This window comes from Saccharothrix texasensis, assembly GCF_003752005.1.
GTDB lineage: Bacteria > Actinomycetota > Actinomycetes > Mycobacteriales > Pseudonocardiaceae > Actinosynnema > Actinosynnema texasense.
The window spans coordinates 2525421-2537750 of record NZ_RJKM01000001.1 but is presented as its reverse complement, the minus strand read 5'-3'; the positions used below and the strand labels follow the sequence as shown (position 1 = coordinate 2537750).

General features: G+C 71.1%; 9 protein-coding genes. All 9 read left to right on the top strand.

The genetic code is table 11. The features are described from left to right. On the top strand, window positions 1-1467 hold the full coding sequence (locus tag EDD40_RS09765) for a family 43 glycosylhydrolase (protein ID WP_246037574.1): 1467 nt from the start codon (window positions 1-3) through the stop codon (window positions 1465-1467). 158 nt (window positions 1468-1625) lie between these two features. Next, window positions 1626-2612: a LacI family DNA-binding transcriptional regulator gene (locus EDD40_RS09760; protein ID WP_123742618.1), complete on the top strand. Its 987-nt coding sequence runs from the start codon at window positions 1626-1628 to the stop codon at window positions 2610-2612. Between the two features lie 525 nt (window positions 2613-3137). Beyond that, a complete protein-coding gene (gene araB, locus EDD40_RS09755) occupies window positions 3138-4817 on the top strand; it encodes a ribulokinase (RefSeq protein WP_123742617.1) in 1680 nt (559 codons plus the stop codon). After that, window positions 4814-5473 (top strand): L-ribulose-5-phosphate 4-epimerase, encoded by a 660-nt coding sequence (locus tag EDD40_RS09750; protein ID WP_123742616.1) that lies wholly within the window; start codon window positions 4814-4816, stop codon window positions 5471-5473. Before araB ends, EDD40_RS09750 begins: the two co-directional genes overlap by 4 nt. Window positions 5474-5493: 20 nt before the next feature. After that, a complete protein-coding gene (gene araA, locus EDD40_RS09745) occupies window positions 5494-7002 on the top strand; it encodes an L-arabinose isomerase (protein WP_123742615.1) in 1509 nt (502 codons plus the stop codon). Between the two features lie 74 nt (window positions 7003-7076). Next, window positions 7077-8186, top strand: coding sequence for a multiple monosaccharide ABC transporter substrate-binding protein (gene chvE / locus EDD40_RS09740; RefSeq protein ID WP_123742614.1), 1110 nt, complete (start codon window positions 7077-7079; stop codon window positions 8184-8186). 11 nt (window positions 8187-8197) lie between these two features. Continuing rightward, entirely contained in the window at window positions 8198-9724 is a 1527-nt protein-coding gene (mmsA, locus tag EDD40_RS09735) for a multiple monosaccharide ABC transporter ATP-binding protein (RefSeq protein WP_123747901.1), read from the top strand. Then, window positions 9721-10944 (top strand): multiple monosaccharide ABC transporter permease, encoded by a 1224-nt coding sequence (gene mmsB / locus EDD40_RS09730; protein ID WP_123742613.1) that lies wholly within the window; start codon window positions 9721-9723, stop codon window positions 10942-10944. Before mmsA ends, mmsB begins: the two co-directional genes overlap by 4 nt. A gap of 72 nt (window positions 10945-11016) precedes the next feature. Then, window positions 11017-12207, top strand: a complete 1191-nt coding sequence (locus EDD40_RS09725) for a C39 family peptidase (protein ID WP_123742612.1) — start codon at window positions 11017-11019, stop codon at window positions 12205-12207. Window positions 12208-12330: the final 123 nt, after the last annotated feature.

Below are 12330 nucleotides of genomic sequence, written 5' to 3'. Positions count from 1 at the left end.
GTGTCCCTGGACCGCAGAAGCCTGTTCCGCGCCGGCGGCGCGCTGGCCGTGGCGGGCGGCCTGACCGCCTCCGCGTCGGCCGTCTCCGCGCAGGGGGAGCCCGAGGCCGCGGCCGCCGCCCCCGGCGGGCTGCCCACCCGCAACCCCCTGGTCGAGCAGCGCGCCGACCCGTTCATCACCCGGCCGGTGAACGGCATGTACTACCTCACCGGCTCGGTCCCCGAGTACGACCGGGTGGTGATCCGGGGCGCCGCCACCCTCGACGGGCTCGCGGACGCCCGCGAGCGCACCATCTGGCGGCGGCCGTCGTCCGGGAAGATGGGCGGCTACATCTGGGCGCCGGAGCTGCACCGCATCGACGGCAAGTGGTACGTCTACTTCGCCGCGGGCGACTCCGACGACCCGTTCCGCATCCGCACCTACGTGCTGGAGTCGGCCAAGGACGACCCGCGCGAGGGAGGCTGGGAGCTGAAGGGGCAGGTGGTCACCGCGTGGGAGACCTTCACCCTCGACGCGACCACGTTCTCCCACCGCGGCAAGCGGTACTTCCTGTGGGCGCAGCACGAACCGGGCATCGACACCAACACCAACCTCTACATCGCCGAGATGGCCTCGCCGCTCGCGCTGAAGACGACGCCGGTGCGCATCGCCACGCCCACGCTGGACTGGGAGGTGCAGGGCTTCCGGGTCAACGAGGGCGCGGCGGTGCTCATCCGCAACGGCCGGGTCTTCGTCACCTTCTCCGCCAGCGCCACCGACGCCCGCTACTGCATGGGGCTGCTCACCGCGGACGAGAACGCCAACCTGCTCGACGCGCGGTCGTGGACCAAGACGCCGACGCCGGTCTTCACCACCAACGACGCCACCCGGCAGTACGGCCCGGGGCACAACTCGTTCACCACGGTCGGGGACCGGGACGTGCTGGTCTACCACGCCCGCGACTACCGGGCGATCACCGGCGACCCGCTGTTCGACCCGAACCGGCACACCCGCGTGCAGGAGCTGCGCTGGAACGCCGACGGCACGCCCAGCTTCGGCGTGCCGGTCGGGAAGGGCGGGCCGGTGGTGCGGCTGTCGCCCGCCGACGCGCCGGCCCTGTTCGTGCGGCACTTCGAGTACAAGCTCCGGGTGGACGGCAACGTGCGCGACCTGGCCGACTCGCAGTTCCGGTTCGTGCCCGGCTTCCTCGGCGCGGGCACGGTGGCGGTGCAGTCGGTCAACTTCCCGGACCGCTACGCGCGGGTCGACGGCGGCGTGGTCCGGGTCGACCCGTTCGAGGACACCGACGCCTACGGCCGGGCCGCGTCGTTCGTGCGGGCGCCGGGCCTGACCGACCGTGACGGGGTGTCGTTGCGACTGGCGGCCGACCAGGACGCCTACCTCGCGCACGACACCGGGCGGTTGGCGGTGTCCAAGCCGGGCGGTGACCGACGCGCCCGGGAACGTGCGACATTCAGGGTGTCCTGACGCGTCCTGCGCAGGTGGGAGCGGTCCTTGGTGGACAATGTCCGGGAGTGCCTTCGCGGTCGACCGGGCGTGTTATCGCTAACATCGAGTTCGAAGGCTTGCATGTCGACAGGGGAGATGGGGCGCTAGTGGAGCACAGGACCTCGCGCGATCCCGCGATGACGGATGTCGCCCGACTCGCCGGGGTCTCGCACCAGACGGTGTCGAGGGTGCTGAACGGGCACCCCAACGTCCGGGAGCAGACCCGGCTGCGGGTGCGCGCGGCCATCGCGGAACTGGGCTACCGGCCCAACAAAGCGGCCCGCGCGCTGGTGACCGGCCGGTCGCAGCTGATCGGGGTGGTGGCGCAGAACTCGACGCTCTACGGCCCCGCGTCGCTGCTGGCCGCGTTCGAGGCGGCGGCGGCCGAGGCGGGGTTCGCGGTGAGCGTGGGCCGGGTCAACGTGCTCGACCGCAACTCCATCTCCGACGCCGTGGAACGCCACCGCGACCAGCGGGTCGCCGGGATAGTGGTCATCGCGCCGACCGCGTCGGCCAACGACGCCGTCGGCGACGTGTCCGCCGGCATCCCGCTGGTCACGGTGGACGGCGACCCGGAGCGCTCCACGCCGCTGGTCACGGTCGACCAGGCGGCGGGCGCGTTCGCGGCGACCACCCACCTGCTGGAGGCGGGCCACCGCACGGTGTGGCACGTCTCGGGGCCGTCGGACTGGTTCGACAGCCTCGGCCGCATAAGGGGTTGGCGGTCGGCGCTGGAGACGGCGGGCCTGGAGGTGCCGCCGGTCGTGCCGGCGGACTGGAGCGCGGCCTCGGGCTACCGGGCGGGCCAGATGCTCGCCCGGATGCCGGAGGTGACCGCGATCTTCGCGGCGAACGACCACCTGGCGCTCGGCATCCTGCGGGCCATGAGCGAACGCGGTCGCCGGGTGCCGCACGACGTGAGCATCGTCGGGTTCGACGACGTGCCGGAGGCGGCCTACTTCATCCCGCCGCTGACGACCATCCGGCCGGACTTCCACGCCGTCGCCAAGGAGACGCTGGAGCTGCTGCTGGCGCAGGTGGCCGACGGGGAGGTGGGCGCGCCGCAGCGCAACGTCCCGCCGGCCCTGGTGAAGCGGGACAGCGTCGCGCCGCCCGTGCAGTGACCCCGGGGCGGCGGCACAACGTCGTGCCGCCCTCGCGGTGGGGCCGGGGTCGCGCCGGCCTCGCGTGACCCGGACGGGCGTGCGGCCGGCCGCGCGCACACCGCCCGTCGCGGGGGGTCCGGTCGGCGCGGTGCCGTCGAGCACCGGGCCGTGTGCGGCACGGGTCCTGGGCAGCTGCGCCCCGGGCGCGGTGAGGCGAGGCGGGGTGTCGCAGAGCACGGTGTCGTGGGGCACAGCGGTGCCGGTCGTGGGGCGGGCCGGCGGGCCGGATACGGTTCCGCGACCCTCGCGGTGGGTCGGGCCGGGCGTCGTCCGGCGCGACCGGGGCCGGTCCCGCAACTTTTTCGTCCGGTCTTCCGCGCATCTGCGGGTCCGCGCCAGGCCCGAACCCGCCTAGGCTGGGGTGCGACGGCAGCAGCGCCGCACCCCGCTGAACACCGGGTTTTGTGCACGCTCACCAAACCGTTAAGACCACGTTGCGGGCAGGTCTTGACGTCACGAATGTTAGCGATAACACTGCCCATCATGGCGAGCGATCCATTGGTGGTGGGTGTCGACTTCGGCACGTTGTCCGGCCGCGCGGTGGTCGTGCGGGTGCGCGACGGCCTCGAACTCGGCACCGCGGTGCACGACTACCGGCACGGCGTGCTGGACCGCGCCCTGCCCGACGGGCGCCCGTTGCCCCCCGACTGGGCGTTGCAGGTGCCCCAGGACTACGTGGACGTGCTGCGGCACGCGGTGCCCGCGGCCATCGTCGACGCCGGGGTCGACCCGGCCGACGTGATCGGCATCGGCACGGACTTCACCGCGTGCACGATGGTCCCGGTCAAGGCCGACGGCACGCCGCTCAACGAGCTGCCCGAGTTCGCCGGCAACCCGCACGCGTACGTGAAGCTGTGGAAGCACCACGCGGCCCAGCCGCAGGCGGACCGGATCAACCACCTGGCCGCGCAGCGCGGCGAGGGCTGGCTGCCGCGCTACGGCGGCCTGATCTCCTCGGAGTGGGAGTTCGCCAAGGGCCTGCAGCTGCTCGAAGAGGCCCCCGAGGTCTACGCGGCGATGGACCACTGGGTCGAGGCCGCCGACTGGATCGTCTGGCAGCTCGCCGGCACCTACGTGCGCAACGCGTGCACGGCCGGTTACAAGGGCATCTACCAGGACGGCTACCCGTCCGCGGACTTCCTGTCCGCGCTCAACCCCGACTTCGCGACGTTCGTCTCCGACAAGCTGGAGCACCAGCTCGGCCAGCTCGGCGACCGGGCGGGCGGGCTCACCGAGCAGGCCGCCGAGTGGACCGGCCTCAAGCCCGGCATCGCGGTGGCCGTCGGCAACGTCGACGCGCACGTGACCGCGCCCGCCGCGCGGGCCGTCGAACCCGGCCAGATGGTCGCGATCATGGGCACCTCCACGTGCCACGTGATGAACGCCGACGTGCTGGCCGACGTGCCGGGCATGTGCGGCGTGGTGGACGGCGGGATCGTGCCCGGCCTGTGGGGCTACGAGTCCGGGCAGAGCGGCGTGGGCGACATCTTCGCCTGGTTCGTCGAGCACGGCGTGCCGGGGGAGTACCACGAGCAGGCGCGGGCGCGCGGCATCTCGGTGCACGAGCTGCTGACCGAGCTGGCCGCGCAGCAGCGCATCGGCGAGCACGGCCTGATCGCGCTGGACTGGCACAGCGGCAACCGCTCGGTGCTGGTGGACCACGAGCTGTCGGGCGTCATCGTCGGGCAGACGCTGGCCACCCGCGCCGAGGACACCTATCGGGCGCTGCTGGAGGCCACCGCCTACGGCACGCGCGTGATCGTGGACTCCTACACCGACGCGGGCATCCCGGTGACCGAGCTGGTCATCGCGGGCGGCCTGCTGCGCAACCCGCTGCTGATGCAGATCTACGCCGACGTGACGAACCTGCCGCTGTCGGTGATCGGCTCCGAGCAGGGGCCCGCGCTGGGCTCGGCGATGCACGCGGCCGTCGCGGCGAAGGCCTACGACGACATCCACGCCGCGGCCAAGGCGATGGGCTCGATCAAGCGCGGCGCGTACCTGCCGATCCCGGACAACGTCGAGGCCTACGAGCGGATGTTCGTGGAGTACCAGGAGCTGCACGACTACTTCGGCCGCGGCGCGAACGAGGTCATGCACCGGCTCAAGGCCCGGCGGCTGGCCACGAAGACGGACACGGCGAAGGGCGAGGTGGGAGCGTGACGGCGTCCGCCATCTCCGAGCTGCGCCGCACGGTCGCCGACCTGCACCGCGAGCTGACCCGCTACGAGCTGGTGATCTGGACCGCGGGCAACGTCTCGGCCCGCGTGCCCGGCCAGGACCTGATGGTCATCAAGCCGTCCGGCGTGTCCTACGACGAGCTGACCCCCGAGGCCATGGTCGTCACCGACCTGCACGGCAACCTGGTGGAGGGCGACCACTCGCCGTCGTCGGACACCGCCGCGCACGCCTACGTGTACCGGCACATGCCCGAGGTCGGGGGAGTGGTGCACACGCACTCCCCGTACGCCACGGCGTGGGCGGCGCGCGGCGAGCCGATCCCGTGCGTGCTCACGATGATCGCCGACGAGTTCGGCGGCGACGTCCCGGTGGGCCCGTTCGCGCTGATCGGCGACGACTCGATCGGCCGCGGCATCGTGGAGACGCTGAGCGGGAGCCGGTCGCCGGCCGTGCTGATGCGCAACCACGGCCCGTTCACCATCGGCAAGGACGCGCGTGCGGCGGTGAAGGCCGCGGTGATGGTGGAGGACGTGGCCCGCACCGTCCACTTCGCACACCAGCTCGGCACGCCGAAGCCGATCGAGCAGCACCACATCGACAGCCTGTACGCCCGTTACCAGAACGTCTACGGGCAATGAGCCCACGAGGGGAGCCCCGCATGTCGCGTGCTGGGAAGCCGCAGGTCTGGTTCCTGACCGGGAGCCAGCACCTCTACGGCCCGGAAACGCTCGAGCAGGTCGCCCAGCAGTCGCAGCAGATCCAGCGGATGCTCACCGAGTCGGGCCGGATCGCCGCGGAGGTGGTGTGGCAGCCGGTGCTGACCGACACCGCCGCCATCCGCGACGTCATGCTCGCGGCGAACGCCGACCCGTCGTGCATCGGCGTGATCGCGTGGATGCACACCTTCTCGCCGGCGAAGATGTGGATCACCGGGCTGGACGCGCTGCGCAAGCCGCTGCTGCACCTGCACACGCAGCTCAACGAAGCCCTGCCGTGGTCGACCATCGACATGGACTTCATGAACCTCAACCAGGCCGCGCACGGCGACCGCGAGTTCGGGTTCATCCAGACCAGGCTCGGCGTGCCGCGCAAGACCGTGGCGGGCCACGCCAGCGACCCGGTGCTGGCCACCCGGATCGACGGCTGGGTGCGCGCCGCCACCGGCTACAGCCACCTGAACGGGATGAAGCTGGCCCGGTTCGGCGACAACATGCGCGGCGTCGCGGTGACCGAGGGCGACAAGGTGGAGGCCGAGCTGCGCTTCGGCGTCTCGGTGAACACCTACGGCGTGAACGACCTCGTCGAGCTGGTGGACGCGGTCGGCGAGGAGGAGATCGACCTCCTGGTCGCCGAGTACGCCGACACCTACCGGCTCGCGCCCGAGCTGCACAAGGGCGCCGAGCGGCACGACTCGCTGCGCTACGGCGCCCGCATCGAGGCCGGCCTGCGCCGCTTCCTCACCGAAGGCGGCTTCGGCGCGTTCACCACGAACTTCGAGGACCTGGGCGGGCTGCGGCAGCTGCCGGGCCTGGCCGTGCAGCGGCTGATGGCCGACGGCTACGGCTTCGGCGGCGAGGGCGACTGGAAGACCTCCGCCCTGCTGGCCGCGGTGAAGGCGATGGGCGCGGGCACGGGCCGCGGCACGTCCTTCATGGAGGACTACACCTACCACTTCGGGCCGGGCGAGCCGAAGATCCTCGGCGCGCACATGCTGGAGGTCTGCCCGACCATCGCGGCCGACCAGCCGTCGTGCGAGGTGCACGCGCTCGGCATCGGCGGCCGGGAGGACCCGGTGCGCCTGGTGTTCGACGCGGCCGCGGGTCCCGCCGTCGTGGTCGGCCTGGCCGACCTGGGCGAGCGGTTCCGGTTGGTGGCCAACGAGGTCGAGGTCGTGCCGCCGGACGAGCCGCTGCCGAACCTGCCGGTGGCGCGCGCGGTGTGGAAGCCCGCGCCGTCGCTGTCCACGTCGGCCGAGTCGTGGCTGACCGCGGGCGGACCGCACCACACCGTGATGACGCAGGCCGTGGGCTCGGATACGCTGCGCGACTTCGCGACCATGGTGAACACCGAACTGGTGGTCATCGACCAGGACACGACGACCGCGTCGTTCGGCGACCGCCTGCGCTGGAACCAGGCGTACTTCCGACTCGCGCAGGGAATGCGCTAGCCGGTCCCGGCGCCGGGCGGCCCCGAGCCGGCCGGCGCCGGGCCAAGCACCACATCTAGGGAGAGAGAGAAACAATGAGGTTTCCGCGGATCGCCGCCATCACCGCGGCCGGCCTGATGCTCGCCGCCTGCGGGTCGGCGGAGAAGTCCGTCGACCAGCAGACCGGGTCCACGGAGGGCGCGCTCGTCGGCGTGACCATGCCGACCCGCTCGTCGGAGCGCTGGATCCACGACGGCGACAACATCAAGAAGGCGTTGGAGGAGAAGGGCTACAAGGTCGACCTCCAGTACGCCGAGAACGACATCCCGACGCAGGCCAACCAGATCGAGAACCAGATCACCAAGGGCGCGAAGCTGCTCATCGTGGCCTCGATCGACGGCACCGCGATCACGTCGCAGCTGCAGCAGGCGCAGGACGCCAACATCCCGGTCATCGCCTACGACCGGCTGCTGCGCAACACCGACAGCGTCGACTACTACGCCACCTTCGACAACTTCAAGGTCGGCGTGCAGCAGGCGACGTCGCTGCTGACCGGCCTGAAGGTGCTCAACGCCGACGGCACCCCGGGCACCGCGACCGGCCCGCTGAACGTGGAGCTGTTCGCCGGTTCGCCGGACGACAACAACGCCACGTTCTTCTTCAACGGCGCGATGTCGGTGCTCCAGCCGCACATCGACAAGGGCACGCTGGTGGTCAAGAGCGGCCAGACCGACTTCAAGACGGTCGCCATCCTGCGCTGGGACCCGGCCACGGCCCAGAAGCGCATGGAGGACCTGCTGACCTCGTCCTACGGCGGCGCGCAGGTGCACGGCGTGCTGTCGCCGTACGACGGCCTGTCCATCGGCATCCTGTCCGCGCTCAAGAGCAGCGGCTACGGCACCGGCGGCAACCCGTACCCGATCGTCACCGGCCAGGACGCCGAGGTCGCGTCGGTGAAGTCGATCATCGGCGGCGAGCAGTACTCGACCATCTACAAGGACACCCGCGAGCTCGCGGCGACCACCGTGAAGATGGCCGACGCCGTGCTCAAGGGCGGCAAGCCCGAGGTCAACAACGAGAAGGACTACGACAACGGCAAGAAGGTCGTGCCGTCGTACCTGCTCGAGTCGGTGATCGTGGACAAGGGCAACTACCAGAAGGTGCTCGTCGACAGCGGCTACTACACCGCGGATCAGCTGAAGTAGGTTTGCACACCATGTCCGACGAAATCCTGGTGATGCGCGGCATCACCAAGCGGTTCGCCGGGGTCACCGCGCTGCACGACGTCACGCTCGGCGTGCGGCGCGGTGAGATCCACGCGATCTGCGGTGAGAACGGCGCGGGCAAGTCCACGCTGATGAAGGTGCTCTCCGGCGTGCACCCGCACGGCTCGTACGAGGGCGAGATCGTCTTCGAGGGCGAACCCTGCTCGTTCGGCGGCGTCCGCGACAGCGAGCGGCGCGGCATCGTGATCATCCACCAGGAACTGGCGCTGTGCGGTCAGCTGTCCGTCGCGGAGAACCTGTTCCTCGGCAACGAGCGGGCCAAGCGCGGCTTCATCGACTGGAACCGCACCAACCACGCGGCGGGCGCCCTGCTCGCCCGCGTGGGCCTGCGGGAGAACCCGACGACGCCCGTCCACGACCTCGGCGTCGGCAAGCAGCAGCTGGTCGAGATCGCCAAGGCCCTGGCCAAGGACGTGAAGCTGCTGATCCTGGACGAGCCGACCGCGGCGTTGAACGACGACGACTCCGCGCACCTGCTCGACCTGCTCGACGGGCTGCGCGACGAGGGCATCACCTCGGTGATCATCTCGCACAAGCTCAACGAGGTGACCAGGATCGCCGACAGCATCACGATCCTGCGCGACGGCCGCACGATCGAGACGCTGCCCGCGAAGGACGTGAGCGAGGACCGGATCATCTCCGGCATGGTCGGCCGCGACCTGGAGAACCGCTTCCCGCCGCGCACGCCCGAGATCGGCGAGGAGGTGCTGCGCATCGAGGACTGGACCGTGCACAGCCCGTCCCAGCCCGACCGGGTCGTGGTGGACAGCGCCACGCTGTCGTTGCGCCGCGGCGAGATCGTCGGTCTCGCCGGCCTCATGGGCGCGGGCCGCACCGAGCTCGCGATGAGCGTGTTCGGGCGGTCCTACGGCGTCGGCGTCTCCGGCCGGGTGGTCAAGGACGGCCGCGAGATCGACACGCGCACCGTCCGCAAGGCCATCGACCACGGCCTCGCCTACGTCAGCGAGGACCGCAAGCGCTACGGGCTCAACCTGATCCAGGACGTCAAGCTCAACGTGTCCGCGGCCGGGTTGCACAAGCTGGCGCCGCGCGGCTGGGTGAACGAGAACGAGGAGCACTCGGTCGCGGAGAAGTACCGGCGCTCGATGAACATCAAGGCGCCCGGCGTGGGCACCACGACGTCGTCGCTGTCGGGCGGCAACCAGCAGAAGGTCGTGCTGGCGAAGTGGATGTTCACCGACCCGGACGTGCTCATCCTCGACGAGCCGACCCGCGGCATCGACGTCGGCGCGAAGTACGAGATCTACTCGATCATCAACGACCTGGCCGACCAGGGCCGCGCGGTGCTGGTCATCTCCTCCGAGCTGCCGGAGCTGCTCGGCCTGTGCGACCGGGTCTACACCCTGTCCGAGGGCCGCATCACCGGCGAGTTCGACCGGGCGGAAGCCACCCAGGAACGCTTGATGCACCACATGACCCAGGGACAGACCTCATGACCACCAAGACCGCGACCACGCCGGCGGCGCAGCAGGCCGGCGCGCCGCAGCGCAGGTTCACGTTCAACCTGCGGCAGTCGGGCATCTACATCGCGTTCGCGTTGATCGTGGTGCTCTTCACGGTGCTGACGGACGGCGCCCTGCTCACACCGCAGAACATCTCCAACATCATCGTGCAGAACTCGTACGTGCTGATCCTGGCCATCGGCATGATCCTGGTGATCATCGGCGGGCACATCGACCTGTCGGTGGGCTCGGTGGTCGCGCTGACCGGCGCGATCTGCGCGGTGCTGACCGTGCAGATGGGCCTGCCGTGGCCGCTGGCGGTGCTGATCACGCTGCTCGCGGGCGCGGTGATCGGCGCGGCCCAGGGCTACTGGGTGGCGTTCTTCGGCATCCCGGCGTTCATCGTGACGCTGGGCGGCATGCTCGTGTTCCGCGCGCTCACCCTGACCGTGCTGGGCAACCAGGGCATCGGCCCGTTCCCGGACCAGATCCGCACCCTGGCCAACGGCTTCACCGAGGGCTACCTCGGCAACGTCGGCCTCGGCCCGCTGGGCGGCGCCGACCTGGTCAGCCTGCTCGTCGGGGTCGCGGTGGTGGTCGGGTTCGCGTTCAACCAGTGGCGCAACCGCAAGGCCCGGCTGAGCTACGGGCAGGTCGTCGACCCGTTCCCGATCTTCGTGGCGAAGATCGCGCTCGCGGCGGCCGTGGTGCTGGCCGTGGTGGTGCAGCTGGCCCGGTTCCGCAACCTGCCGTGGGTGCTGGTGCTGCTCGCGGTGCTGGCGCTGGGCTACTCGGTGATGGCGAACAAGTCGGTCTTCGGCCGGCACATCTACGCCATCGGCGGCAACCTCCAGGCCGCGACGCTGTCCGGCGTGAAGGTCAAGCAGGTCACGTTCTGGGTGTTCGTGAACATGGGCGTGCTGTCCGCGCTGGCGGGCGTGATCTTCGCCGGCCGGCTCAACCAGGCCGGCCCGACCGCAGGCAACGCGTTCGAGCTGGACGCGATCGCGGCGGCGTTCATCGGCGGCGCGGCGGTGCAGGGCGGCGTGGGCCGGGTGGTCGGCGCGATCACCGGCGGCCTGATCATGGGCGTGATCAACAACGGCATGTCGTTGATCGGCGCGCCCAGCGAGCGGGTGATGCTGGTCAAGGGCCTGGTGCTGCTGGCCGCCGTCGCCTACGACGTGTGGACCAAGCGGCGCGGTCGCGCCTGACCGGAGCCGTGGTCCGCACGACCACTCTGTCGGTAGATTACAAGTTAATGTGCTAGCGCGACAATTTCCGACATGACGTTCCGTGTCGTGTCGGTCCTGTCCACCGTGCTCGCCCTCGGCTTCACCGCGGCTCCTCCGGCGGTGGCCGAGGGCGCACGCGTCGACTACCGCGAATGGCGCTCCGCGCAGCTCGTCCAGGGCGAGCACGAAGGGACCGCGCCCGTGCCCGGCGGCCTCGCGATCCACCGGCCGATCGGCGTGCGGGACGGTTACGACTACGCGCGGTGGACGTCGCCGCGCCGGGTCACCGGCCTCGCCGCGACCCAGGCCGTCGCCTCCTGGAACGCCGACACCCCGCCCGGCACGTGGCTCCAGGTGGAGTTGCGCGGCGACGACACCCCCTGGTACGTCATGGCCCGCTGGGCGCTCGGCGACCAGGACGTCGAGCGGACCACGGTCCCCGGCCAGGACGACGAGCACGGGTCGGTGGACGTGGACACCTTCGTGGCCAAGCGGCCCCTGCGCGCCTACCGGCTGCGCGTCACCCTCTACCGCCTCGCCGGCACCCGGACGTCACCGCTGCTGCGGATGGCCGGCGCGATGGCCTCCGCCGTCCCGGACCGCTTCACCGTGCCCACGAGCGCGCCGGGCGTCGCGCGGGGCGTCGAACTGCCCGTGCCGCGCTACTCGCAGAACGTCCACGAAGGCCACTACCCGGAGTACGACGGCGGCGGCGAGGCGTGGTGCAGCCCCACGTCCACCGAGATGGTCGTGGAGTACTACGGGCGCGGCCCGAGCGCCGAGGACCTGTCCTGGTTGGACCCCGACCACGTCGACCGGACCGTGGACCACGCCGCGCGGCACACCTACGACCACGACTACCGCGGCGCGGGCAACTGGCCGTTCAACACGGCGTACGCGGCGAGCTTCGGCCTGCGGGGCCACGTCACGCGCCTGGGGTCGCTGTCCGAAGTGGAGCAGCTCGTCGCGCGGGGCGTGCCCGTGATCACCTCGCAGTCGTTCCGGGCGGACGAGCTGGCCGGCGCCGGGTACGGGACGGCCGGTCACATCATGGTCGTGGTCGGCTTCACCGAGGACGGCGACGTGATCGCCAACGACCCCGCGTCGTCGTCGGACGAGGCGGTGCGCCGCGTCTACGACCGCGCGCAGTTCGAGAACGTCTGGCTGCGCACGAAGCGCTACCGCGCGGACGGCTCCGTGGCCGGCGGCTCGGGCGGCATCGCCTACGTCATCACCCGCTAGTCCGATCGGTGTTCGGCGCCCGCCCGACCCCAAGCAGGGCCTTGACGGGCATTCCGATGTCCGATTCACTACCGGATAGTCCTGGGAACGCTCCCAGTGCGGAAGCCCGGTGGTGGCCCGTCA